This is a genomic window from Pseudomonas sp. TH04 (genome assembly GCF_016651355.1).
Lineage (GTDB): Bacteria > Pseudomonadota > Gammaproteobacteria > Pseudomonadales > Pseudomonadaceae > Aquipseudomonas > Aquipseudomonas fluorescens.
In genome coordinates this window covers 5,572,501-5,595,011 of the sequence record NZ_JAEKEA010000001.1, presented here as the reverse complement: position 1 = coordinate 5,595,011, position 22,511 = coordinate 5,572,501, and the positions used below count along the sequence as shown (strand labels likewise).

At 60.6% G+C, this 22,511-nt stretch carries 24 protein-coding genes; 12 read left to right on the top strand and 12 right to left on the bottom strand.

The features are described from left to right. Positions 1-83: 83 nt before the first annotated feature. From JFT85_RS25190 to JFT85_RS25175, 4 genes are all read left to right on the top strand, one after another. Entirely contained in the window at positions 84-1,856 is a 1,773-nt protein-coding gene (locus JFT85_RS25190; protein ID WP_053257212.1) for an N-acetylglutaminylglutamine amidotransferase, read from the top strand. A gap of 3 nt (positions 1,857-1,859) precedes the next feature. Continuing rightward, positions 1,860-3,608, top strand: a complete 1,749-nt coding sequence (gene ngg / locus JFT85_RS25185; RefSeq protein WP_053257213.1) for an N-acetylglutaminylglutamine synthetase — start codon at positions 1,860-1,862, stop codon at positions 3,606-3,608. A 149-nt stretch (positions 3,609-3,757) separates the two neighbouring features. Further along, the gene (locus JFT85_RS25180; RefSeq protein ID WP_053257214.1) at positions 3,758-4,942 is read left to right on the top strand and encodes an osmoprotectant NAGGN system M42 family peptidase; all 1,185 of its coding nucleotides are present in this window, start codon (positions 3,758-3,760) and stop codon (positions 4,940-4,942) included. Positions 4,943-5,001: 59 nt separating this feature from the next. Beyond that, the gene (locus tag JFT85_RS25175; RefSeq protein WP_053257215.1) at positions 5,002-5,229 is read left to right on the top strand and encodes a YheU family protein; all 228 of its coding nucleotides are present in this window, start codon (positions 5,002-5,004) and stop codon (positions 5,227-5,229) included. A gap of 7 nt (positions 5,230-5,236) precedes the next feature. Here the strand turns inward: JFT85_RS25175 and csrA are convergent, their stop codons facing one another. Together csrA and JFT85_RS25165 are read right to left on the bottom strand one after the other, a co-directional pair. Further along, complete coding sequence (gene csrA / locus JFT85_RS25170) at positions 5,237-5,440, bottom strand: carbon storage regulator CsrA (RefSeq protein WP_201230621.1); 204 nt, start codon at positions 5,438-5,440, stop codon at positions 5,237-5,239. A gap of 252 nt (positions 5,441-5,692) precedes the next feature. Beyond that, positions 5,693-6,508 carry an SDR family oxidoreductase gene (locus tag JFT85_RS25165; protein ID WP_053258016.1) on the bottom strand — a complete coding sequence of 272 codons (816 nt, stop codon included), beginning with the start codon at positions 6,506-6,508 and terminating at the stop codon, positions 5,693-5,695. Between the two features lie 330 nt (positions 6,509-6,838). On the opposite strand from JFT85_RS25165, the gene JFT85_RS25160 reads away from it, so the two are divergent. After that, the gene (locus tag JFT85_RS25160; RefSeq protein WP_015885095.1) at positions 6,839-6,991 is read left to right on the top strand and encodes a DUF3309 family protein; all 153 of its coding nucleotides are present in this window, start codon (positions 6,839-6,841) and stop codon (positions 6,989-6,991) included. Between the two features lie 54 nt (positions 6,992-7,045). Here JFT85_RS25160 and JFT85_RS25155 read toward each other — a convergent pair whose 3' ends face one another. The 5 genes from JFT85_RS25155 to JFT85_RS25135 all read right to left on the bottom strand — a co-directional run bounded on the left by JFT85_RS25155 (position 7,046) and on the right by JFT85_RS25135 (position 12,812). Continuing rightward, the gene (locus JFT85_RS25155; protein WP_053257217.1) at positions 7,046-9,133 is read right to left on the bottom strand and encodes an LTA synthase family protein; all 2,088 of its coding nucleotides are present in this window, start codon (positions 9,131-9,133) and stop codon (positions 7,046-7,048) included. A 407-nt stretch (positions 9,134-9,540) separates the two neighbouring features. Beyond that, entirely contained in the window at positions 9,541-9,732 is a 192-nt protein-coding gene (locus JFT85_RS25150) for a PLDc N-terminal domain-containing protein (protein WP_003172956.1), read from the bottom strand. A gap of 67 nt (positions 9,733-9,799) precedes the next feature. Next, a complete protein-coding gene (locus JFT85_RS25145; protein ID WP_069551023.1) occupies positions 9,800-10,330 on the bottom strand; it encodes a hypothetical protein in 531 nt (176 codons plus the stop codon). Between the two features lie 41 nt (positions 10,331-10,371). Then, positions 10,372-10,887, bottom strand: coding sequence for an ankyrin repeat domain-containing protein (locus JFT85_RS25140; RefSeq protein WP_201230620.1), 516 nt, complete (start codon positions 10,885-10,887; stop codon positions 10,372-10,374). 98 nt (positions 10,888-10,985) lie between these two features. Beyond that, complete coding sequence (locus JFT85_RS25135) at positions 10,986-12,812, bottom strand: long-chain-acyl-CoA synthetase (RefSeq protein ID WP_069551109.1); 1,827 nt, start codon at positions 12,810-12,812, stop codon at positions 10,986-10,988. A 395-nt stretch (positions 12,813-13,207) separates the two neighbouring features. Here JFT85_RS25135 and JFT85_RS25130 point away from each other — a divergent pair, with 395 nt between their 5' ends. Then, positions 13,208-13,486, top strand: coding sequence for a DUF3509 domain-containing protein (locus JFT85_RS25130; RefSeq protein WP_048721059.1), 279 nt, complete (start codon positions 13,208-13,210; stop codon positions 13,484-13,486). A 70-nt stretch (positions 13,487-13,556) separates the two neighbouring features. On the opposite strand, the gene JFT85_RS25125 is transcribed toward JFT85_RS25130, so the two are convergent. The 4 genes from JFT85_RS25125 to aroC all read right to left on the bottom strand — a co-directional run bounded on the left by JFT85_RS25125 (position 13,557) and on the right by aroC (position 16,824). Continuing rightward, positions 13,557-13,826 (bottom strand): response regulator transcription factor, encoded by a 270-nt coding sequence (locus JFT85_RS25125; RefSeq protein WP_069551024.1) that lies wholly within the window; start codon positions 13,824-13,826, stop codon positions 13,557-13,559. A gap of 208 nt (positions 13,827-14,034) precedes the next feature. Beyond that, the gene (locus JFT85_RS25120; protein WP_073639024.1) at positions 14,035-14,565 is read right to left on the bottom strand and encodes a 1,2-dihydroxy-3-keto-5-methylthiopentene dioxygenase; all 531 of its coding nucleotides are present in this window, start codon (positions 14,563-14,565) and stop codon (positions 14,035-14,037) included. After that, a complete protein-coding gene (locus JFT85_RS25115) occupies positions 14,562-15,722 on the bottom strand; it encodes an MFS transporter (protein ID WP_169875100.1) in 1,161 nt (386 codons plus the stop codon). Before JFT85_RS25115 ends, JFT85_RS25120 begins: the two co-directional genes overlap by 4 nt. A gap of 10 nt (positions 15,723-15,732) precedes the next feature. Beyond that, on the bottom strand, positions 15,733-16,824 hold the full coding sequence (gene aroC, locus JFT85_RS25110; RefSeq protein ID WP_053257222.1) for a chorismate synthase: 1,092 nt from the start codon (positions 16,822-16,824) through the stop codon (positions 15,733-15,735). Between the two features lie 143 nt (positions 16,825-16,967). On the opposite strand from aroC, the gene JFT85_RS25105 reads away from it, so the two are divergent. Together JFT85_RS25105 and JFT85_RS25100 are read left to right on the top strand one after the other, a co-directional pair. Further along, the gene (locus tag JFT85_RS25105) at positions 16,968-17,930 is read left to right on the top strand and encodes an alpha/beta hydrolase (RefSeq protein WP_053257223.1); all 963 of its coding nucleotides are present in this window, start codon (positions 16,968-16,970) and stop codon (positions 17,928-17,930) included. A gap of 99 nt (positions 17,931-18,029) precedes the next feature. Then, positions 18,030-18,836, top strand: a complete 807-nt coding sequence (locus JFT85_RS25100; protein ID WP_069551026.1) for a hypothetical protein — start codon at positions 18,030-18,032, stop codon at positions 18,834-18,836. A gap of 144 nt (positions 18,837-18,980) precedes the next feature. On the opposite strand, the gene prmB is transcribed toward JFT85_RS25100, so the two are convergent. Then, positions 18,981-19,889, bottom strand: coding sequence for a 50S ribosomal protein L3 N(5)-glutamine methyltransferase (gene prmB, locus JFT85_RS25095; protein WP_053257225.1), 909 nt, complete (start codon positions 19,887-19,889; stop codon positions 18,981-18,983). A gap of 239 nt (positions 19,890-20,128) precedes the next feature. On the opposite strand from prmB, the gene JFT85_RS25090 reads away from it, so the two are divergent. From JFT85_RS25090 to folE, 4 genes are all read left to right on the top strand, one after another. After that, positions 20,129-20,719, top strand: coding sequence for a cysteine hydrolase family protein (locus JFT85_RS25090; RefSeq protein ID WP_053257226.1), 591 nt, complete (start codon positions 20,129-20,131; stop codon positions 20,717-20,719). 141 nt (positions 20,720-20,860) lie between these two features. After that, the gene (locus JFT85_RS25085) at positions 20,861-21,181 is read left to right on the top strand and encodes a hypothetical protein (protein ID WP_053257227.1); all 321 of its coding nucleotides are present in this window, start codon (positions 20,861-20,863) and stop codon (positions 21,179-21,181) included. A 75-nt stretch (positions 21,182-21,256) separates the two neighbouring features. Next, positions 21,257-21,814, top strand: coding sequence for a Smr/MutS family protein (locus tag JFT85_RS25080; protein ID WP_053257228.1), 558 nt, complete (start codon positions 21,257-21,259; stop codon positions 21,812-21,814). Between the two features lie 78 nt (positions 21,815-21,892). Beyond that, on the top strand, positions 21,893-22,438 hold the full coding sequence (folE, locus tag JFT85_RS25075) for a GTP cyclohydrolase I FolE (protein ID WP_003204506.1): 546 nt from the start codon (positions 21,893-21,895) through the stop codon (positions 22,436-22,438). The last annotated feature ends 73 nt before the right edge of the window (positions 22,439-22,511 follow it).

The window sequence follows — 22,511 nt, the reverse complement described above, 5'->3', positions numbered from 1 at the left end:
GCACTGGGTCAGTTTCTGGGTACGCGCCCTGTTGGCGCACTGGATATTGACCCCTCCCCAACGGAAAAACCGGTAAGGAATTTATGTGCGGATTAGCTGGAGAATTACGTTTCGATGCCCAACCTGCCGACCTCGCGGCCATTGAGCGCATCACCCATCACCTGGCCCCTCGCGGCCCCGACGCCTGGGGCTTCCACGCCCAAGGGCCGATTGCCCTGGGCCACCGGCGCCTGAAGATCATGGACCTGTCGGACGGCTCGGCCCAACCGATGGTCGATGCGCAGCTTGGGCTGTCGCTGGCGTTCAACGGCGCCATCTACAACTTCCCGGAATTACGCCAAGAGCTGGAAGCCCTCGGCTACGCTTTCTATTCCGGTGGCGACACCGAAGTGCTGCTCAAGGGCTACCACGCCTGGGGCGAAGCCCTGCTGCCCAAACTCAACGGCATGTTTGCCTTTGCGATCTGGGAACGTGACGCCCAGCGCCTGTTTATCGCGCGTGACCGTCTGGGCGTGAAGCCGTTGTACCTGTCGCGCACCGGCCAGCGCCTGCGCTTCGCCTCGGCGTTGCCGGCACTGCTCAAGGGCGGCGATATCAACCCGATCCTCGATCCGGTGGCGCTCAATCACTACCTGAATTTCCACGCCGTGGTGCCTGCACCGCGCACCTTGCTGGCAGGCATCGAAAAGCTGCCGCCCGCGAGCTGGATGCGCATCGACGCCAACGGCAAGACCGAACAGCAAACCTGGTGGACCTTGCCCTACGGCCCTCGTGAGGATGAGCAAAATCTCACCCTGGAAGACTGGACCGACCGCGTACTCGACAGCACCCGTGAAGCCGTGGCCATCCGCCAACGCGCCGCCGTGGATGTTGGCGTGCTGCTTTCCGGCGGCGTCGATTCGAGCATGCTCGTCGGCCTGTTGCGGGAAGTCGGCGTGCAGGATCTGTCGACGTTCTCGATCGGTTTTGAAGATGCCGGTGGCGAGCGCGGCGACGAGTTCCAGTATTCGGACCTGATTGCCAAGCACTACGGCACCCGTCACCACCAACTGCGCATCGCCGAAAGCGAGATCATCGAGCAACTGCCGGCCGCGTTCCGCGCCATGAGTGAGCCGATGGTCAGCCACGACTGCATCGCCTTCTACTTGCTGTCACGGGAAGTGGCCAAGCATTGCAAGGTCGTGCAAAGCGGCCAGGGTGCCGACGAGTTGTTCGCCGGTTACCACTGGTACCCGCAAGTCGACGGCGCCAGCGACCCGTATGCTGCGTACCGCGCTGCATTTTTCGACCGCAGTTACGACGACTACGCCGCCACCGTCGCACCGAAATGGCTGACGGCCAATGACGCTGCCGGTGACTTTGTGCGTGAGCATTTTGCAATGCCAGGCGCAGACGCCGCCGTCGATAAGGCGTTGCGCCTGGACAGCACGGTGATGCTGGTCGATGACCCGGTCAAACGCGTGGACAACATGACCATGGCCTGGGGCCTGGAAGCGCGCACACCGTTTCTCGATTACCGCCTCGTCGAACTGTCGGCACGCGTGCCGGGTAAATTCAAATTGCCCGACGGCGGCAAGCAGGTGTTGAAAGAGGCCGCGCGCCGGGTCATCCCCAGCGAAGTCATCGACCGCAAAAAGGGCTACTTCCCGGTGCCGGGCCTCAAGCATTTGCAGGGCGACACTTTGAACTGGGTGCGCGAGCTGCTGCTGGACCCGAGCCAGGATCGCGGCCTGTTCAACCCCGCCATGCTTGATCGCTTGCTGACCGACCCGCAAGGCCAACTGACCCCGCTGCGCGGCTCCAAGCTGTGGCAACTGGCGGCGCTGAACCTGTGGCTCAGCGAACAAGGAATCTGATTGATGAAACCTCTTGCAGCGGCTTACAGCCAACGCTTGCTGAAGGGCCAGGCGCCGACCTACGAACGCCTGCAAGCCCGCCTGGCTGAAGACGGCAGCCCGCTGGGCGCCGAGCCGATTGCCGTGCATTGCGGCTGGGGCCGGCTGTTGATCGGCCACACCTTCCCCGACCCTGCGAGCCTGGCCGAGGAGTTGCTGAACGAGCAGCCCGGCGAGCGTGATATCGCACTGTACGTGGCCGCGCCCCAGCAGATCCTGGGGATTGACCCGCAACAGTTGTTCCTCGACCCGTCCGACACGCTGCGCCTGTGGTTCAGTGACTACCGGCCGGCGACGCGGGTGTTTCGCGGGTTTCGTATCCGGCGCGTGCAGACCGAAGCCGATTGGGCCGCAGTCAATGTGCTCTATCAAGGACGCGGCATGCTGCCGGTCGACGCTGAACGCTTGACGCCCCGCCATCAAGGCGGCCCGGTGTATTGGCTGGCAGAGGATGAAGACAGCGGCGCGGTAATCGGCAGTGTGATGGGCCTCAATCATCAGAAAGCCTTTCACGACCCGGAAAATGGTTGCAGCCTCTGGTGCCTGGCCGTCGACCCGCAATGCACGCGCCCCGGGGTGGGTGAAGTGCTGGTGCGCCACCTGGTAGAGCACTTTATGAGCCGTGGCCTGAGCTACCTTGACCTGTCGGTGTTGCACGACAACCGCCAGGCCAAGAGCCTCTACGCCAAGCTGGGTTTCCGCGCGCTGACCACTTTTGCGATCAAGCGCAAGAACGGCATTAACCAGCCACTGTTTCTTGGCCCTGGGCCCCAGGCGGGGTTCAATCCGTATGCGCGGATCATTGTCGAAGAAGCCCATCGACGCGGTATTGATGTGCACGTAGACGATGCGGCTGCCGGCCTGTTCACCCTCAGCCATGGTGGGCGTCGCGTGCGTTGCCGTGAATCCTTGAGCGACCTGACCAGCGCCATCAGCATGACCCTGTGCCAGGACAAGAGCCTGACCCACAAAGTGCTCAAGGCCGCCGGCTTGAAACTGCCACACCAACAATTGGCCGGCAGCGCCGATGACAACCTGGAGTTTCTCGACGAACACCAGCGCATCGTGGTCAAGCCGCTGGACGGCGAGCAAGGCCAGGGCGTGGCGGTGGATTTGCAGACGATCGAAGACGTGCAGAAAGCCATCGAAGCGGCCCGCCAGTTCGACAGCCGTGTGCTGCTCGAAAGCTTTCACACCGGCCTCGACCTGCGCATCCTGGTGATCGGCTTTGAGGTGGTCGCCGCCGCGATTCGCCGCCCTGCCGAGGTGACCGGGGACGGCCAGCACTCCATCGGCGCGTTGATTGAAGCGCAAAGCCGTCGCCGCCAAGCCGCTACCGACGGCGAAAGCAAAATCCCGCTGGACGCCGAAACCCAACGCACCCTGCACGCCGCGGGTTATGACTACAGCAGTATCCTGCCGCGCGGTGAAACCCTGGCCGTGCGCCGCACCGCCAACCTGCACACCGGCGGTTGCCTGGAGGACGTCACAGCGATCCTGCACCCAACGCTGGTGGACGCCGCCGTGCGTGCCGCGCGCGCACTCGATATTCCCATGGTGGGCCTGGACCTGATGGTGCCCGCCGCCGACCAACCCGAGTACGTCTTTATCGAAGCCAACGAACGGGCCGGGCTGGCCAATCACGAGCCGCAACCGACGGCTGAGAAGTTCGTGGACTTGTTGTTTCCGCATAGCCAGCCGACCGCTCAATAACCCTGTGGCGAGCGGTGTTCTGTGGTGAGCGGGCTTGCCCCGCATTGGGCTGCGCAGCAGCCCTGACCGTGTGCGGCCGCTTCGCGACCCGACGCGGGGCACCCGCTCACCACAGCAAGCCCGCTCGCCACACTTCATCAGGAGTCTTTATGAGCCGAACCATCCCCGAACCGGATCTCAACTACCTGCAAAAAGTGCTGCTGGAAATGCTCGCCATTCCCAGCCCCACCGGGTTTACCGACACCATCGTGCGCTACGTCGCCGAGCGCCTGGAAGAACTCGGCATCCCCTTTGAAATGACCCGGCGCGGCACCATTCGCGCGACCCTCAAGGGCCAGAAAAACAGCCCCGACCGCGCCGTATCTGCACACTTGGACACCATCGGCGCCGCCGTGCGTGCGATCAAGGACAACGGCCGCCTGACCCTGGCCCCGGTGGGTTGCTGGTCCAGCCGCTTTGCCGAAGGCAGCCGCGTCAGCCTGTTCACCGATAACGGCGTGATCCGTGGCAGCGTGTTGCCGTTGATGGCTTCCGGGCACGCGTTCAACACCGCCGTGGATGAAATGCCGGTGAGTTGGGACCATGTGGAATTGCGCCTGGATGCCTACTGCGCGACCCGTGCCGATTGCGACTCCCTGGGCATCAGCATCGGTGACTACGTTGCTTTTGACCCGCTGCCCGAGTTCACCGAAAGCGGGCATATCAGCGCTCGGCACCTGGACGATAAAGCCGGTGTCGCGGCCCTGCTTGCCGCACTGAAGGCCATCATCGACAGCGGCGAACCCTTGCTGATCGACTGCCACCCGTTGTTCACCATCACCGAAGAGACTGGCAGTGGCGCCGCTGCCGCCCTGCCCTGGGATGTCAGCGAATTTGTCGGCATCGACATCGCCCCGGTCGCTCCCGGCCAGCACTCCAGCGAGCATGCCGTGAGCGTGGCGATGCAGGACTCCGGCGGGCCGTATGACTATCACCTGTCCCGTCACCTGCTGCGCCTGGCTGCGGATAACGACCTGCCCGTGCGTCGCGACCTGTTTCGCTATTACTTCAGCGACGCCCACTCTGCCGTCACCGCCGGCCACGACATTCGCACAGCCCTGCTGGCGTTTGGCTGCGACGCCACCCATGGCTACGAGCGCACGCACATCGACAGCCTGGCGGCGCTGAGTCGCTTGTTGAGTGCCTACATTCTCAGCCCGCCGGTATTCGCCAGCGACGCGCAACCGGCGCAGGGTTCACTGGACCGCTTCAGCCATCAGATCGAGCATGAGACGCAGATGGAGAGCGACACACGCGTGCCATCGGTGGACAGCCTGGTCGGCCAGAAGTCCTGACACTGGCAACTACGGTCCCGGCGCAGTAGGATCGCCGGGTTCCTACCTCTGAGGCTTGTATGCTGATTCCCTACGACGCACTTGAAGTCGACACCCTGACCCGCCTCATCGAAGACTTCGTTACCCGCGACGGCACCGACAATGGCGACGAAACACCGCTGGAAACCCGCGTATTGCGCGTGCGTCAGGCGCTGACCAAGGGCCAGGCGCTGATCGTGTTCGACCCCGACAGCGAGCAATGCCAGTTGATGCTCAAGCACGACGTGCCCAAGCATCTGTTCGACTGAGCCGGGTTCACGGATTGGGGGTTGCCAGCGCAGGGGCGGCGGCGCCCTGGCGGTCGCGAATCTTCTGGTAAACCTCGGAACGATGGACGTGCACCCCGGCCGGCGCGTCTACGCCAAATTTCACGTGGGAACCGTTCAACTCGAGAATGTGCAACGTAATGTCATCGCCGATGGAGATGACTTCGCCCAGGGCGCGGCTTAAGACCAGCATGGCGGGGTATCCTTGTGGAGTGACAGGACCTTGACCATGCGTGATTGAGCGGGGAGCAGCAATGGCTCGCATCTAAATCAGGCGAGACCTACATAAACGGGTAACTTGCCTGACAGACCACATAAAAATCCCAAGCCAAATACGCTTAAACAGGTCGGAGGGGCTGGCTGCCGCCAGCGGTGGGTCAACCCTTGACAGGTTGACGATCACGGCGCCAGCGGGCGCAATCCGCCTCTTACCTTGGTACCGGCGTCAGCCCTTGACCGCCTGCGCCTTGGCTCGCATCTTGTCGGCCATCAGGGTCATCTCGTCATACAGCAACTGCGGGTTCTTCTGCTTCAACGCCCAGGCCATACGTCCCTGCTCATGGGGCAAGATCATGAACTCGCCGTGCGCCACGCGCTGGTAGATGTAATCGGCGATATCCGCCGCCGAAATCGGCGAGCTTTCCAGCAACTTGCCCACCTGCGCCTTCATCGCCGGGGTAGGCCCGCGAAACGAATCCAACAGGTTGGTCTGGAAAAACGACGGGCACACCACATGCACGCCCACTTCCTGCTGCTTGAGCTCCACCAGCAAGCTCTCCGACAACGCCACGACACCGGCCTTGGCCACGTTGTAGTTGCTCATCGCCGGCCCCTGCATCAATGCGGCCATCGAGGCAATATTGATGATCCGCCCTTTGCTTTTTTCCAGCAGTGGCAGAAACGCTTTGCAGCCCTTGACCACGCCCATCAGGTTGATCGCGATCTGCCAGTCCCAGTCTTCCAGGGACAACTCAGCAAAGAAGCCGCCCGAGGCGACGCCGGCATTGTTGACGATCACATCAATGCCACCCAGCTTCACCTCACAGGCCTGGGCGAAGGCGGTGAGCTGGCTGTAGTCGCGCACGTCGCAGCGTTGGACAAACCCATCGCCACCCGCCTCGCGCACCTGCTTGAGGGTTTCAAGCAAGCCCGGCTCGCTGACATCCGACAAGGCCAATTGCCAACCCTCGCGGGCCCAGCGCAGAGCGATTTCGCGACCCAGGCCGGACCCGGCGCCGGTGATCATCATGCGATTTTGCATAGGAAAGCTGCCTTGTGGTTCACGGAAGAAGTGATCGGCAGTGTAGCGAAGGTTTTTGCGCGACCCACGCACCATCCAATTGATGAATGCCTCGGGCAAACTTGAGGCCGGGTCACAGAGCGGCCTAGCGCGTAAGTTCAATCTTTTTTAACTAATACGCTGCAGAAGTGAGCGCATTAAAAGAAATAAGCGAGTTTGCAAAATGCTTTAAAAAAACACGGAATCTTTTACCCAACGGCACAGTCGGAGTTTATAAGGCGTCTGTCCTTAAACTGACAGGCCTATTGTTTAATCACCGGTCTTTTCAGAAGGCCTATAAGGAAAAAAACCATGAGCCTCATTCTGATCATTATCCTGATCCTGCTGTTGGTTGGCGGCCTTCCGGTATTCCCGCACTCGCGTAACTGGGGCTACGGCCCGTCGGGCATCCTGGGTGTGGTGCTGGTGGTATTGCTGGTGCTGCTGTTGCTCGGCCGGATATAAACTCCGGACAAAAAAAGAGGCCTCATTGAGGCCTCTTTTTTTATCGCCGGATTATTAGTCCGGCTTGCCGTCGATCACACCCGCGGTGTTATCCAACAGGCTCTTGGTCGCTGTTTGCAGGAACGACTCAAGCTTCTGTTTCAAGGCCGCTTCGTCCGGTGACTCGGCGATCACTTTACCCGTTGGCTCAGCGCCCAATTGGTATTCCCACAGCTTCGGTGGCATTTCCTTGGGCAGTACCAGAATGCGGTCTGCGGTGACCAGTGCCACGGTCTGATCGCTGCCCGACGGCTTGATCACGCCAAAGCCCTTGTCGCCTTCCGGCAGGTTCAGCAGGTCACGGCCCCAGCACTGGTGCAGGGTATCGCCACCCAAGCGGCCCATGATGGTCGGCACGATGTCGATCTGGGTACCCACAGTGTGGTCACGCTCGCCGAACTTCTCCTGCATGCCCGGTGCAATCATCAGCATCGGCACGTTGAAGCGGCCCAGGTCCATTTCAGTGATTTGCTGTTCGTTGCCGAAGCCGTGGTCACCCACGATCACAAACAGGGTTTCCTTGAAGTAAGGCTCTTTACGGGCCTTTTCAAAGAACTGGCCCAACGCCCAGTCGGAGTAGCGCATGGCCGTCAAATGCTCGTTAAGGCTGCCACGGTCGGTGACTTTCTCGACTGGCAATGGCGTCGGCAAGGCGTACGGCGTGTGGTTGGACAGGGTTTGCAGCAGTGCGTAGAACGGCTTGCCGCCTTCGCGGGCTTTCAGCTCTTCCAGGCCACGGTTGAACATGTCCTGGTCGGACACGCCCCACGTCGGGTCGGAAAACACCGGGTTGACGAAGTCGTTACGCCCGATGAAGTTGGTCATGCCCTGGTTGCTGAAGAACCCCGACTGGTTGTCCCAGGCGAAATCGCCGTTGTAGACATACACGTCGTCAAACTTGCGCGCACTGAGCAACTGCGGCAGGCCCGACAGCTTGTGGCTGCCTTCCGGGGTCTGCATCAGGTATTCGAAGCCCGGCAGGTTCGGGAAGCACGCCATGGTCGCGAACATGCCCTGGTGGGTATGAGTGCCGTTGGAGAAGAAACGGTCGAACAGCAGGCCTTCCTTGGACAACTTGTCGAAGTACGGCGTGATGTTGCCCGGGCGGCCCAGTGCACCGACCGAGTGACCGGCGAAGCTTTCCATCAGGATCACGACGACGTTCTTGATCGGCAGGGTTTTTTCCGCCGGTGGCGTGTAGTCACGGCGCACGGCAGCCGACGCCGTATCCACCAGTTTCTCTTGTGGCAGTACCAGCATGTCACGCACGGTCTGGGTCGCCAGCGGCTGATCCAGGGTGGCTTTCCAGATATTCGAACGCTCTTCGGAGAAGCGCGCCTTGGCGGCGGCGATCAGCGACAGAGTGCCGTTCAAGCCCAACTGGTTGGCGAAGTTCGAATCAGTGGTGTAGACATCACCCCAACGCAGCGGTGGGCCCTGGCGCAGGGTGCCACGGATGGCGACCACGGCGATCAGCAGGCAGACCACGAATACGGCGATGCGCGTGTACCACGGTGCCACCTGGCGTGTGCCGATGGTACCGCCGCTGAACGGGCCACGTGGGCGCGTCGCACGGTCGGCGCCTTTAAAGGCCATGCTCAGGATCAGCGTGCCCACGGCCCAGGACAGCAGGTAACGCACCACCGGGAAACCGTACCAGAGCATGCTCATCACGGTTTTCGGGTCTTCCTTTACATACTGAAAGACCAGACCGTTAAGGCGCTGGTGGAATTCGCGGTAGAAGTCCATCTCCATCAAGCCCAGGAACAGCGCAATGCTCGACGCGACCGTCAGCCACAAACGGAAAAAACCGCGCGCCGCCATGGCCCGAACGCTGAACAACGCCAGCAGCATCGGAACCAGCGCATACATCACAAAGCGTATGTCGAAGCGCGTGCCGTTGACGAACGCTTCGAGGAAGGTCGAGGCCGGCGTGTCGAGGATCATCTCGCGGTTGTAGACCAGCAGCGCCAGGCGCAGCAGGGAAAACATCACCATCATGACCAGCGCGCAAAGCAGCGTGTATGCCAGATGGGATTTGACGGTCGGTTGCAGCAAGCGATTAGAAGCTCGCTGCTGACTCAGGGCGTCCGGGTTAGCCATGTCGTTTCAGGACCCATTGGAAGTTTAAGTTTAGAAGTCATGCAGTGGCGCCCGTCCCTCGCCCAGGCTGGCTGGGGTAGGCGGTTAGCGCGGTGGCGCAAATGGTGCCCGATCAACGGCAGCAACGCCATTAATTACTGAACATATGCCACGGCCGTGCGGTTAACGGCACTGGATATAGAGCCTTGGCAGCGCCTAAAACCGGCGGATTGTCTTGGACGAGGTGTGAAAATTTCGTGCAGCGAATAGTTTCGACACACAAAATCCTGAACAGGCTGGAAACCAATGTGGGAGCGGGCTTGCCCGCGATTGCAGTGTGTCAGTCAAAACTTCTGATACTGATACATCGCAATCGCGGGCAAGCCCGCTCCCACAGGGATTGTGCTCACTTCAAATCAAGTGATCGATCAGATCCGCACGTTACCGCGCGGCCCGGCAATCGCCCAGATGATCAGGCCCAATACCGGCAGCAACAGGATCAGCAGGATCCACAGCACTTTGGCGCCAGTGCTGGCGCCACTTTTGAACACGTTGATGATCGCCCAGATATCCAGCGCCAGAATGATCAGGCCGATAAGACCGTTGAAAGTGGAACCCATGGTGTCGCTCCTAAGTGAGGGCATGCACTTGTAGGATAGTCAGCCCTGGCAGGGGTTCCGTTTTATTTCAGACATGAACGGCGACTTTCAGGGCTTCCAGCGACGGCTCGGCCTTGATCCCTACTTCGGCGCACAGTTGCAACACGCGCGGCAGGTCGTTGCCATACACCAATACGGCCTGAATCTCGTCATCGAGCAATTGGCTGAAGTTGAGCAGCACATAGCCGCCATCTTCCGGGCTCAGGGCGCTCATCTGGATCTGGATACGATTGAGTGCGGTAAGGTCTTCGGTCTTGGCCAACTGCTTGGGCTTGAGATTGAACGCCACGCCCGGGCCGAAGGACGCGACGATCTGCGCAAACAGATCGCCATAGGTGTCGGCCTGGAACAAGACGGTGTCCGGCAGGCTGCCCACCACCACCCACTCACCCAATGGGATAGGGAACGAGTCGTCGTAGTTGATATCCGGATTGGCCGCCAGAAAGGCCGCAGGATCCGCGTAGGCCTGGGCCGCTTCTTCGGCGATGCGTGCCACTTCGTCCTCCCCCATGACGCCGGCGCTGATTTTGCTGATGAGTTCGACGAGGGCGGTTTGCATGGGAAGGTCCTGTGGCGGGCGGGTTTTTAAGGGCGCGTAGCCTACACCAGTTTTTGCAACTGCGCCGCCGTATCCGCCGCCCCCATGGTGTGCGCCGCCGCCAACGCAGTCGCGCCCTGGGCGTCAGTGGCCTTGGGGTTGGCGCCTTTGCCAAGCAGGTAGTCGACCATTTCCGAGCGGTTGAACATCGCGGCCATCATCAGCGCGGTGCGCCCATCCGCGGATGATGCATCAACCGGCGCACCCCCTTCGATCAGTGCGGTGACCACGGGCAGGTTGCCCTTGAATGCAGCACCGGCGATCGGCAGCTGGTTTTTGTCATTGGCGATCTGCGGGTCGGCCTTGAACTCCAGCAGAACTTTGACCGCATCGGCGTGGCCGTGATAGGCCGCAAGCATAAGCAAGGTATCGCCATTATGGTTGCGCAGGTTCGGCGGCAAGCCTTTGGCCAGCAGCGCAGCGAGCATGGCGGCGTCGCCTAGGCGCGCCACGTCAAAGACCTGTTCGGCAAATTCGGCAGCTTCGTCTTCGGTCATTTGTTTGGGCTGGTCTGACATGTGGGGGCTCCTTGTCTGGTGTGCTTTATAGGCGCCCAGTGTCGCGACGGAGTTCCCCACTGTCATGCCTTTTTTGCCAAAAGCGGCCATAGCCAGAATCAATAACGAAACTGCCCGCCCTGGATCTGCGCCAACAGCTGCCCGGTGACCGGCACATAGCTGTCCGAGCCTGGAAGCCAGGCGTAGACCGGGTCATTACCGGCTTTATCCGGGTCAAACGCTTCCTCCTTGAGCTTCACTTTCTGGTATTTGAAGGTGCCGGTGGTTTCCATCTTGACTTTAATGCGCAGAAATAACGGCACCGCATAGTGCGGCAACTGGCCGTGGGCGAACTGGAGCAATTCACGCATGTCCAGGGACGCCAGGGATTCGCTCGGGGTGATGGCGACCATCCCCGCCCGGCCGTTGGTGTTTTCGATCTCGACGCCGTACGCCACCACTTCGGCGATCTGCGGATGTTGCAGCAGGACGTTTTCCACTTCGGTGGTCGAAACGTTCTCACCCTTCCAGCGATACGTATCCCCCAGGCGGTCGACGAACTGAGCATGGCCGAAGCCGATACTGCGCAACAAGTCGCCGGTATTGAAGTAGCGGTCGCCCTTCTCGAACACATCCGTGAGCACCACCTTGCGGTTCTTTTCCGGGTCGGTGTACCCGTCGAAGGGTGACTTTTCATCAATCCTGGCCAGCAGCAGCCCCTGCCCGCCCGTTTGCACCTTGCGCATCAAACCATCACTGCCACGAATCGGTTCACCCGTGTCGGGGGCATACGCCACCAGTGCCCAGTGCTGCAGGCAAAAGCCGATCGTGTTATCGAAATTCAACACATTGGTGAAGCCGATATTGCCGTCGCTGGCAGCGTACAGCTCGCAGATATGCTCAACGCCATAGCGCTGCTTGAACTGTGCCCAGACGCCGGGGCGCAAGCCATTGCCGACCATCTTGGTCACACGGTTATCACCGTCCTGCGCGCTGGGCGGCTGATCGAGCAGGTAGCGGCACAACTCGCCGACATAACCCAGGGTCGTCGCGTTGAACTTGCGCGCATCATCCCAAAACTGACTGGCACTGAATTTACGCCGGATGGCAAACCCCGACGCGCCGACAATCGCCGAGCCCCAGCACACACACAGCCCGGTGGCGTGGTACAGCGGCAACGTGCAATACAGGACATCCTGCGGCCCCATGTCCAGGGCGATACTGCCAAAGCTCACAGCGGTTTTGGTCCAGCGGCCGTGTTTCATGATCCCGGCCTTGGGCAAGCCCGTGGTGCCGGAGGTGTAGATATAGAAACACGGGTCATTGAAAAAGACCTGCTCGGTGCTGGCGGGGTTGCTCATCGCGCAGCCGGCGCTGGCCACCATCAGGTCGATGTAGCCATCAGGCACAGCAGCGGATGGTTGATCGGCGACAAACCAGGTGCGCTCGGCCTTGATCGCGACTTGATCGCGCACCGCAGTAAAGGCGGGCACCAACTCCGCCCCCACGACAATTGCCACCGGGGTCACCAGGTTGAGGCTGTGCACCAGCGCCGCCTGGGTTTGCGCGGTATTGAGCATGGCGCAGATACCCCCCAGTTTCGCCACGGCCAGCACAGTGAGCAGTAATTCCGGCCGATTCTCGATGAACAGCGCGACCACATCACCCTTGCCGATGCCCTGCTCGTGCAGATGATGAGCGATACGATTGGCGCGCTGGTTGGCTTCGCTGTAGCTGAGCACGCTGTCGCCGTACAACAACGCCGCACCGTCGGGATTACGCAGCACCGCCTGCTCGAACTGCCACCCGAGGCCGCAAGGTTGCCCTGGGTCAGTGACATTCGCGGCACGCATCCCGCGTACCACGCGCGGCAGGGCGCGAACAATTGCCGGCACCTTTCGCAGCATTTTGCGCCAAGTGATCATGTCGTCTTGCGGATGGCTCATGGCGGAACGTCCTTTGTTGTTATTCTTCGTATGATCCAGGAACAGCGGTAACCCAGTAGGCGGCACGCCGAATACCTTGCAGGAAAATACGCCCGCCATTCTTTGGCTGTACATGCAGGATTTGAAAAGTTTTGTATCCCGTGCCGACGGCCACACCCAGGGAATTTTACGCAGCCATCACAGTCATTATCAGCAGTGGCGGGCTGAAACGGGTGGCCCGAACAACGCAAAATGCAGGATGCACGATGGCCATTCATGCATTTTGCACGAAACTGAAAATCCTATAAATTTTCAACCTGTTGATTTATAACGATTTTTTACAAATCGCAATACTGGCACAATCACTGCACCTATCTCTCCATGCTTGCCAACTTGAGCCAACGGAGCTGATAGACATGAGCCTGATCCAAGATAAATTCGCTTCTGTATTCTCCCAATACGACGTCACCACTCAGCCACGTCCTGACGGCGGTATCCTGCTGACCTTGCGCAACAGTGAAGGCAAACAGGTCAAGCGCTCGATCTCGTACCAGCAGTTGCACACTGCTGACCAACTGACTTGGGTGATCAGCGCCATTCGCCGCGACTTGGCCGAACAGGCCAGCGATTTGCCACAGATTTCGATGCTGCAAAGCCAGAACCGCTTTGCCCTGCCGACTTACCATTCGGCCTAAGCAACACCGATAACAACCGATAAAAAAGGGCCGCGACGCCGTTAAGCGTCGCGGCCCTTTTTTTATAGCGTCAGCACAGGCCCTGGCGTGCCGCTTCATTCATCGCCTGCACGCGATTGGTGACGTCCAGCTTGGCGTAGATGTTACGCAGATGGAATTTCACTGCGGCTTCAGAGGTGGCGCGAATCTGGCTGATCTCCCACACCGTCTTGCCTTCAGCGGCCCACCGCAAGATTTCCAGCTCGGTCGGCGTGAGGGGTTTGCCGCCTTGGCTCAGACGCCTTCTAACGCCCACAGGCTCGGTCACCGGCGTACGACACGACTCCTCTCGGCCACTCATTGAACGCTCTCCTGTAGTAGTGAATGCCCTACCACCTTTCGTATTCCTGCTATTGACAGGTGATATAAACATCGAGTCAGGAGAGAGTTACATAACGAATGGAATCAAGGCATAAGTCGCCGCATAAACAGCGATGCCTTACAAATAATTAGGTTTATTCCCACAGCAACTTCCAAATTGTCGGGGTTGCATATTCAAATACGTGTAATTAGTCGTCCAACCCTGGAATACGAGCGGCAATATCGCTGCCGGTGAATTCAGGCACCGCGCCGTCAGCGCTGTTGAACAGGCGCAGTGTCACACAGTGGGGGTTCTCACCCATGTCGAACCAATGCGGCGTTCCCGCCGGAATCACCAGCAGGTCATTTTTCTCACAGCGTACGGCGTAGATGTACTCGCCCACATGCACGGCAAACAGGCCAACGCCGGCGATGAAGAAGCGCACTTCGTCGTCGCTGTAACGACGCTCGTCAAGGTACTGGGCACGCAGTTCGGCTTTCTGCGGGTGGTCGTTCGTCACGCTGAGCACTTGCACAGCACCATAACCCAGCGAATCGATCTGACCTTGGTAGGCCGCGATCATTTCAGCGTCGCTGGCCCCCTTCTCGACAGGGCTGGGCTGCCAGCGTTCGAACCGCACACCCTGCTCGGCCAAGGCCGCAGCGATATCGTCAAAATGGGTCAGGACTTTGTTTGGGGTGTCCGGTGTGGCCACGTGATAAACAGCTACATAACTCATTGCACGGTTCCTCGGTTCGGCTCTTGCAATCGAAGGCCAATGATAACGGCGGCGGCCAGGGCCGCGACGCTGGCGATGCTGAACGTCAGGGTCGGCCCCATCAGGTTCCAGCTATACCCGGAATACAGCGCCCCCAGGGCGCCCCCGGTTCCGGCCAAAGCAGCATAGAGCGCCTGGCCCTGGCCTTGTTGTTTAGCGCCGAAACTGCGTTGCACAAAAGCAATGGCGGCCGCATGAAAGCTGCCGAAGGTGGCGGCATGCATCACCTGCGCCAGCAGCAGCACCCACAAGAACTCAGCAAACGAGCCCAGCAGCAACCAGCGTACCGACGCCAACAGGAAGCTGGCCAGCAGCACCCGTCGCACCGAAAAGCGTGTGAGGATACGGCTCATGGCCAGGAACATCAGCACTTCCGCAACAACGCCGACAGCCCACAGCATACCAATCAGGCCACGGCTGTAGCCCAAATGCTCCAGGTGCAGGGTAAGGAAGGTGTAATACGGGCCGTGGCTCATTTGCATCAACGCCACGCAGGCATAAAACGCCAGGACGCCGGGGCTGCGCAACTGCTTGAGAAAACCATCGCCGGCCGAACGATTGCCCTGGCTGGCGGGCTGCGCATTCGGCACCCACAGGCTGGCGCCGATGATGCCGGCCATGATCACCACGACCACCACCGGGTAAATGTCCAGGCTCAGCCAGTCGAACAAGCGGCCCATAATCACCACGGTGAGGATGAAGCCGATCGAGCCCCACAGGCGGATCTGACTGTAGCGCGATGTCTGCTTTTGCAGGTGCGCCAGGGTAATGACTTCAAACTGCGGCAACACCGCATGCCAAAAAAATGCGTGCAACGCCATGACCAACGCCAGCCAGGCGTAGGTTTTGCTCACAAATATCAGCGCAAAGCTTGCCAGGGTGCACACCGCGCCAAATCGCACGATGGCCAGGCGCCGGCCGGTGTAGTCGCCCAACCAACCCCACAGGTTCGGCGCCACGCAGCGCATCAGCATGGGGATGGCCACCAGCTCGCCGATACGCGCGCTGGAGAACCCCAGGTGATCAAAGTACAGCGCCAGGAAAGGTGCCGTCGCCCCCAGCAGGGCGAAGTAGAACAGGTAGAAGCTGGAGAGTCGCCAGTACGGGAGGGCTGTCACGGTCAAGCCGTCACAGCTGGCCCAGTATCGGCGTACTCACGCGCACCTCGGCATTTTGCCCACGGTTGCGCAGCAGGTGGTCCATCAACACGATAGCCATCATCGCCTCGGCAATCGGCGTGGCACGGATGCCGACGCACGGGTCGTGGCGGCCCTTGGTGATGACGTCGACCGGGTTGCCGTTGACATCAATCGAACGGCCCGGCGTGGTGATGCTCGACGTCGCCTTGAGGGCCAGGTGCGCCACAATCGGCTGGCCGGAGGAAATACCGCCGAGGATGCCACCCGCGTTGTTGCTGAGAAAACCTTGCGGTGTCAGCTCATCGCGATGCTCGGTGCCACGCTGGGCGACACAGGCAAAACCGGCGCCGATTTCCACGCCCTTGACCGCGTTGATGCTCATCAACGCGTGGGCCAGTTCGGCATCCAGGCGGTCGAAGATCGGCTCGCCCAGGCCTGGCTTCACGCCTTCGGCGACCACGGTGATCCTGGCGCCGACGGAGTCCTGATCGCGCCGCAACTGGTCCATGTAGGCTTCCAGCTCCGGTACCTTGTCCGGGTCAGGGCTGAAGAATGCGTTGTCATCGACACTGTCCCAGGTCTTGAACGGGATCTCGATCGGGCCCAATTGGCTCATGTAGCCACGCACGACAATGCCCTGGGTGGCCAGGTACTTCTTGGCGATCGCACCGGCGGCCACTCGCATGGCGGTTTCGCGGGCCGAGCTGCGGCCACCGCCACGGTAGTCGCGTTCGCCGTATTTGTGGTGGTAGGTGTAGTCGGCGTGGGCCGGGCGGAACAGATCCTTGATTGCCGAGTAGTCCTTGGACTTCTGGTCGGTATTGCGGATCAGCAAGCCAATGGCGCAGCCGGTGGTGCGGCCTTCGAACACGCCGGAGAGAATCTCGACTTCGTCGGGCTCCTGGCGCTGGGTCGTGTGGCGGCTGGTGCCGGGCTTGCGGCGATCGAGGTCGCGCTGCAGGTCTTCCAGAGACAGCTCGAGGCCGGGCGGGCAGCCGTCGACAATGGCGACCAACGCCGGGCCATGGCTTTCGCCCGCGGTGGTGACAGTGAACAGCTTGCCGAAGGTATTGCCGGACATGCAGGGCGCTCCGTGAAATCAGTTGAATCAAGTCAACCGTAATAACTTAAGGCCGCCAGTATACGCAGGCTAACCGACTAGTTCATCCTCGAAACCTTACCGGTAGACGTTGGTCCAACCGGCACCTCCCCAATGATGGCGCGATGATGCTGCGAGTTTTGCTTTTGACCCTTACCCTGTTTTCCAGTCTTGGCTTCGCCGCCTCCCCTGTCGTGCTGCAACGGCCTATCAGCCTGGACACCGGCAGCGGCGAGCTGTTTGGCTCGCTCCTGTTGCCCAAATCCGACAAACCCGTGCCCGTGGTGTTGATCATTGCCGGCTCCGGCCCGACCGACCGTAACGGCAACAGTGCAGACGGCGCGCGTAACGACAGCCTCAAGCGCCTGGCCTGGGTACTGGCGCGCAATAACATCGCCAGCGTGCGCTATGACAAACGCGGCGTGGCCGCCAGCCTTGCCGCCACCCCCGATGAGCGCAACCTGACCCTGGAGGCCTACGTGGCCGACGCCGTCGCCTGGGGCAAACTGCTCAAGGCGGATACCCGCATGGGCCCGCTGATCGTGCTGGGCCATAGCGAGGGCGCTCTGGTAGCAGCGCTCGCCGCACCGCAACTCGACCCGGCCGGCGTTATTTCCCTGTCCGGCAGCGCCCGGCCGGTGGACCAGGTGATTCGCCAGCAACTGGCCGATCACCTGCCCCCTGCCCTGTTGCTGCGCAGCAATGAAATTCTCGACCACCTCAAGGCCGGCCAGGTGGATGCCGATGTACCGCGCCCGCTGGAAGGTATTTTCCGCCCCAGCGTGCAGCCTTATCTGATCAGCCTGTTTCGCGCCGACCCGTCGGCTGCCTTCGCCAAACTGAGCATGCCGGCCCTGATTATCCAGGGTACCAACGATATTCAAGTCGGCGTGGCGGATGCCCGACAACTGAAAAATGCCAAGCCGGACGCACAACTGACGGTAATCGAAGGCATGAACCACGTCATGCGCATCGTGCCCAAGGATGTGAAGGAGCAACTGGAGTCCTACAACGATCCGAAACTGCCCCTCGCCGCTGAGCTGGGGCAACGCATCGTGCGCTTTATCGACGGACTTCAACCCCGTTAAGCGGCTATTTGCCTCCAGTCCTGAAGAAAACGGCCGATAAGCCCAGGGTCGACAGTAAAAAGACTGTCGACTCGCAGGGCTTGGACAGGATCGCGCCGCATGACAACCACCGAAGCAACACCCGAATCTAACGCCGACACCCCGGCTGAAAAAACCGAGGCCGTCGAGGCGGCGCCACTGCCGTGGGCAGACGTTCAGGCGGAACATTTCAAAATGCTGCGCCTGGCGCCCCTGGCCACGGATCGCGCCACCGGCGTACGGCCGTTGCGGTTTGTGCAATTCGGTTACGCCGAGCGCAATGATCAACACCACAGCCTGTTGCGCATGGTCATCCAACTGCCGGGCCAGCGCGTGCGTCGCGAGCAAAACCACCTGGATATCTGGGTCGATCACGATACGCACCGCGTGCACTTCGGCCCGGGCAACAGCCTGGAAATCGAACCGGCCAACCGGGGTATCGGTCGCTTCCTCGTCGCACAAGGCGCCGCCTGGGCCAAAAAGAAGTGGTCACATTACCGCGTCGACGGTGTGGACCTGGCTAACAAGGATGCACTCAACGAAGCCACGCGCCTACGCCGCGATCATTTCCTGCGTATCCAGGGCTTTGATGTGGCTTACGCCGACGTGCAACACCTCAAAGGCAATGTGCAGCCGGGTAAGGTCAGCGGCGTGCTGGACAGCTGGAACACCGAGAAGGTGCAGTTTGTGGAAATCCTCGAAGCCGCGCAGATGCTGCAACAGGCCGAGCAAAACCTGGCCGAACAGGAAGTGAAGCTGCGCAAGGAAGAGGAAAAAGTCACCAAGTTCAAGCGTGAGGACAGCGGGTTGCGCTTTACCATCACCTGCCTGGTGGCGTTTACGGTGTTTCAGGCCGGGTTGTTGATCTGGATCGCGACACACCGCTGACAGCAGGGTGAAAGGCATTCAAGCATGTGCGAGCGGGCTTGCGCGCGAAGGTGCAGAGTCAGGCATGCCACCTGCTACTGACACACCGTTTTCGCGAGCAAGCCCGCTCCCACATTTAGATCCAGTTTCCTCAGCTGAATCGGGTTAAACCCGTGCAGCAAACACTGCCTGATGTTCCCGGCACTGTTCTGCCGTCAGCATGAACACGCCGTGCCCACCGCGCTGGAAGTCCAGCCAGGCAAAGTCGACCTCCGGGTACAGCGCCTCGACGTGTACCTGGCTGTTGCCGACTTCGACAATCAGCAAGCCTTTCTCGGTCAGGTGGTCAGCGGCCTCGGCCAACATGCGGCGCACCAGGTTCAAGCCATCATCGCCGCAAGCCAGGCCCAGTTCCGGCTCGTGCTGGTATTCATCCGGCATGTCGGCGAAGTCTTCGGCATCCACATACGGCGGGTTGGACACGATCAGATCAAAACGCTGACCCGGCAGCCCCTCAAAGCCATCGCCTTGCACGGTGTACACCCGCTCATCAACGCCATGGCGCTCGATGTTCTGGTTCGCCACTTCCAGCGCTTCGAAGGACAAGTCGCCCAGTACCACTTCAGCGTCCTGGAACTCATAGGCACACGCGATGCCGATGCAACCGGAGCCGGTGCACAAGTCGAGGATGCGCGCCGGCGGCTGGGCCAACCACGGCTCGAAGCGATTTTCGATCAGTTCGCCAATCGGCGAGCGCGGGATCAACACACGCTCATCGACAATAAACGACATGCCGCAGAACCAGGCTTCTTTCAACAGGTAAGCCGTCGGCACGCGCTCATGGATGCGGCGATGCAGCAAACGCTGCACGTGGGAGATTTCTTCTTCCTCAAGGTTGCAGTCCAGGTAGCTATCGGCGATTTCCCAAGGCAGGTGCAAGGCGCCGAGCACCAATTGCCGGGCTTCGTCCCAGGCGTTGTCGGTGCCATGCCCGAAAAACAGGTCTTCCCCATGGAAACGGCTGACAGCCCAACGGATGTGGTCGCGCAACGTGCGCAGGCGGGATGTGATCACGGGGGCAAGCTCCTGGAAAAAACGACTGGCGATTCTAACAGCCTTCGCCTGCACCGACGATGGATGAAAACCCTTCGCCACCGGTCGGAATTCATCCAATTTGCCATCATCGCACGCAACAAGCCGCCCACTTGACATGGCTGCGAGCCAACAACGGCGTACCTTACGATGGTAGCGATTCACAGAACCGCTCAGCCAGTGGACAATGTCACAAAAGCCCCCCTCACAGGAGCCCCAGAATGTCCGTTCCAAAGACGATGTTTCAACTCAGCGGTCGCGGTTATGCAGCAGCCAACCTGAACCATGCGACCCTCGTGATCATCGACGCCCAGAAGGAGTACCTCAGCGGCCCGCTCGCCCTCTCGGGCATGGACGCAGCGGTCGCCAATATCCAGCAACTGGTCGCCGCAGCGCGCAACGCCGGGCGCCCGATTGTGCACGTACGTCACCTGGGCACCGTTGGTGGCCTGTTTGACCCGCAGGGCGAGCGTGGCGAATTCATTCGCGGCCTGGAGCCACTCGGTGACGAAACCATTATCGGCAAGCTGCTGCCGAGCGCTTTCCACGGCACCGGCCTGGAAAAGCACTTGCAAGACCTGGGCTCGCTGGACTTGATCGTTTGCGGCTTCATGAGCCACTCCAGCGTCAGCACCACCGTGCGCGCCGCCAAGAACCTGGGCTTTCGCTGCACCCTGGTCGAAGACGCCTGCGCCACCCGCGACCTGCCCTACAAAGGCGGCATCCTGAGTGCCGAGCACGTACAGCAGACTGAAATGGCCATCATGGCTGACAACTTCGCTACCCTCGCGTCAACCAAAGATCTGATCTGATCGTCCCTCGGATGAGCGGCGCGGCGTGTTTATTGCCCCGCTCATCTGCAAATGCCTGTCATTTGCTGCAATTGCCTCTGGTACAGGAACAACCTGTGTATCTTCCGGTCGAAGGGCCGATACCCTGGAGGAAAGGTCGGAATGAAGATATCCGATGGTTTTGACGCTCGTCGCTTGCGCCCAAAGGGGCCGAGCAACTGGCGTCTGCGCCTGGTGGCCGGCTTTGCCGCGCTGCTGGCAATTGTAGGTCTGCTGCTGGCGGGTGCCGGTGGTGCCGGTTTGTTTGGTCATTCGCCGGCCCTCGGCGAGCTGAATGCCAGCCCGGGTGGCTCGGCTATTTTGTTGGTCATCGGGTTGCTGGTGCTGTGGTTGGGCGTCTGGCTGTGGCGTCGCAGCCGTCGGCGCATGCGCCAGCCGTTGTCGCTGAACATCGCTTCGCACCTGATGAAAAAGCACGACTGATGGCGCTTGGATAGCGTTTCCTGCGCCCTGGCCGCCGCGATTTAGGTAAACTGCCCGCCCTTCGCGGAGGCTGACATGCAAGACGACGATTTTTCCCTGTTCAAAAACGAGCTGCGCGGCGTCAAGCCGATCAAGCACGACCGCGCCGACACCGGCAAACCCAAGACTGACCGGGCGCAGATCGCCAAGCTGCGCCAGGCTGCGACCGTGCGCACCGACGCCACTACCGTGGACGGCCTGTCAGACCAGTTCGTGATCGACGTAGGCCCCGAAGATGAACTGATGTGGGCCCGCGACGGCGTGCAGGAAAGCCAGATGCGCAAGCTCAAGATCGGTCAGATCCCGTTCGAAGGCAGCCTCGACCTGCACGGTATGACCGTGGAAAAAGCCCGGGAAACCCTCTGGGCCTTCCTCGCCGAAGCGACCAAATTCGAAATCCGCTGTGTACGCGTCACCCACGGCAAAGCCGTGCGGCTGGATGGCAAGCGGCCGATGATCAAGAGCCACGTCAACACCTGGCTGCGTCAACACGCCCAAGTGCTGGGTTTTACCTCATGCCAGGCCCGCCACGGCGGTGCCGGTGCGGTGTACGTGATGCTCAAGCGCACCATGATGGAAGGGCGTGACGAGTAACAAGTGCCATCGTCAGGCTTGCAGCGATGTGTCCGCCACCGTAACCTTGCGCTTTGCGAAAATCCCACAGGTAGTTTCATGTCCCTGGAACAGAATTACACCGCGATCCTCGGCCAGCTCGGCGAGGACGTTTCCCGCGAGGGCCTGCTCGACACGCCAAAGCGTGCCGCCAAGGCGATGCAGTACCTTTGCCGCGGCTATGAACAGACACTGGAAGAAGTCACCAACGGTGCCTTGTTCAGCTCCGACAACAGCGAAATGGTGCTGGTAAAGGACATCGAGCTGTACTCGCTGTGCGAACATCACCTGCTGCCGTTTATCGGCAAGGCTCACGTCGCGTATATTCCGAGCGGCAAAGTGCTGGGCCTGTCGAAGGTTGCACGTATCGTCGACATGTACGCCCGCCGTCTGCAGATCCAGGAAAACCTCAGCCGCCAGATTGCCGACGCCGTCCAGCAGGTCACCGGCGCCTTGGGCGTTGCCGTGGTGATTGAGGCCAAGCACATGTGCATGATGATGCGCGGTGTGGAAAAACAGAATTCGTCGATGATCACCTCGGTGATGCTGGGTGAGTTCCGCGAAAACGCGGCAACCCGCAGCGAATTCCTCAGCCTGATCAAGTAACAGGCTGCGCAGGAAAAAGCCGGCGTTCATCGCCGGTTTTTTTTCGCCTGCAGAATTAAGGTAAGCTGCGGCC

What these genes read in the sequence shown, in the direction of transcription:
- JFT85_RS25160 (WP_015885095.1), top strand. Translation starts at nt 6,839, where the DNA reads ATGAGCCTCATTCTGATCATTATCCTGATCCTGCTGTTGGTTGGCGGC.
- JFT85_RS25120 (WP_073639024.1), bottom strand. Translation starts at nt 14,565, where the DNA reads ATGAGTTATGTAGCTGTTTATCACGTGGCCACACCGGACACCCCAAAC.
- folE (WP_003204506.1), top strand. Translation starts at nt 21,893, where the DNA reads ATGTCCCTGGAACAGAATTACACCGCGATCCTCGGCCAGCTCGGCGAG.
- JFT85_RS25180 (WP_053257214.1), top strand. Translation starts at nt 3,758, where the DNA reads ATGAGCCGAACCATCCCCGAACCGGATCTCAACTACCTGCAAAAAGTG.
- ngg (WP_053257213.1), top strand. Translation starts at nt 1,860, where the DNA reads ATGAAACCTCTTGCAGCGGCTTACAGCCAACGCTTGCTGAAGGGCCAG.
- JFT85_RS25165 (WP_053258016.1), bottom strand. Translation starts at nt 6,508, where the DNA reads ATGCAAAATCGCATGATGATCACCGGCGCCGGGTCCGGCCTGGGTCGC.
- JFT85_RS25145 (WP_069551023.1), bottom strand. Translation starts at nt 10,330, where the DNA reads ATGCAAACCGCCCTCGTCGAACTCATCAGCAAAATCAGCGCCGGCGTC.
- JFT85_RS25130 (WP_048721059.1), top strand. Translation starts at nt 13,208, where the DNA reads ATGAGCCTGATCCAAGATAAATTCGCTTCTGTATTCTCCCAATACGAC.
- JFT85_RS25175 (WP_053257215.1), top strand. Translation starts at nt 5,002, where the DNA reads ATGCTGATTCCCTACGACGCACTTGAAGTCGACACCCTGACCCGCCTC.
- JFT85_RS25100 (WP_069551026.1), top strand. Translation starts at nt 18,030, where the DNA reads ATGACAACCACCGAAGCAACACCCGAATCTAACGCCGACACCCCGGCT.
- JFT85_RS25085 (WP_053257227.1), top strand. Translation starts at nt 20,861, where the DNA reads ATGAAGATATCCGATGGTTTTGACGCTCGTCGCTTGCGCCCAAAGGGG.
- aroC (WP_053257222.1), bottom strand. Translation starts at nt 16,824, where the DNA reads ATGTCCGGCAATACCTTCGGCAAGCTGTTCACTGTCACCACCGCGGGC.
- JFT85_RS25150 (WP_003172956.1), bottom strand. Translation starts at nt 9,732, where the DNA reads ATGGGTTCCACTTTCAACGGTCTTATCGGCCTGATCATTCTGGCGCTG.
- csrA (WP_201230621.1), bottom strand. Translation starts at nt 5,440, where the DNA reads ATGCTGGTCTTAAGCCGCGCCCTGGGCGAAGTCATCTCCATCGGCGAT.
- JFT85_RS25105 (WP_053257223.1), top strand. Translation starts at nt 16,968, where the DNA reads ATGATGCTGCGAGTTTTGCTTTTGACCCTTACCCTGTTTTCCAGTCTT.
- JFT85_RS25135 (WP_069551109.1), bottom strand. Translation starts at nt 12,812, where the DNA reads ATGAGCCATCCGCAAGACGACATGATCACTTGGCGCAAAATGCTGCGA.
- JFT85_RS25190 (WP_053257212.1), top strand. Translation starts at nt 84, where the DNA reads ATGTGCGGATTAGCTGGAGAATTACGTTTCGATGCCCAACCTGCCGAC.
- JFT85_RS25140 (WP_201230620.1), bottom strand. Translation starts at nt 10,887, where the DNA reads ATGTCAGACCAGCCCAAACAAATGACCGAAGACGAAGCTGCCGAATTT.
- JFT85_RS25090 (WP_053257226.1), top strand. Translation starts at nt 20,129, where the DNA reads ATGTCCGTTCCAAAGACGATGTTTCAACTCAGCGGTCGCGGTTATGCA.
- JFT85_RS25125 (WP_069551024.1), bottom strand. Translation starts at nt 13,826, where the DNA reads ATGAGTGGCCGAGAGGAGTCGTGTCGTACGCCGGTGACCGAGCCTGTG.
- JFT85_RS25080 (WP_053257228.1), top strand. Translation starts at nt 21,257, where the DNA reads ATGCAAGACGACGATTTTTCCCTGTTCAAAAACGAGCTGCGCGGCGTC.
- JFT85_RS25155 (WP_053257217.1), bottom strand. Translation starts at nt 9,133, where the DNA reads ATGGCTAACCCGGACGCCCTGAGTCAGCAGCGAGCTTCTAATCGCTTG.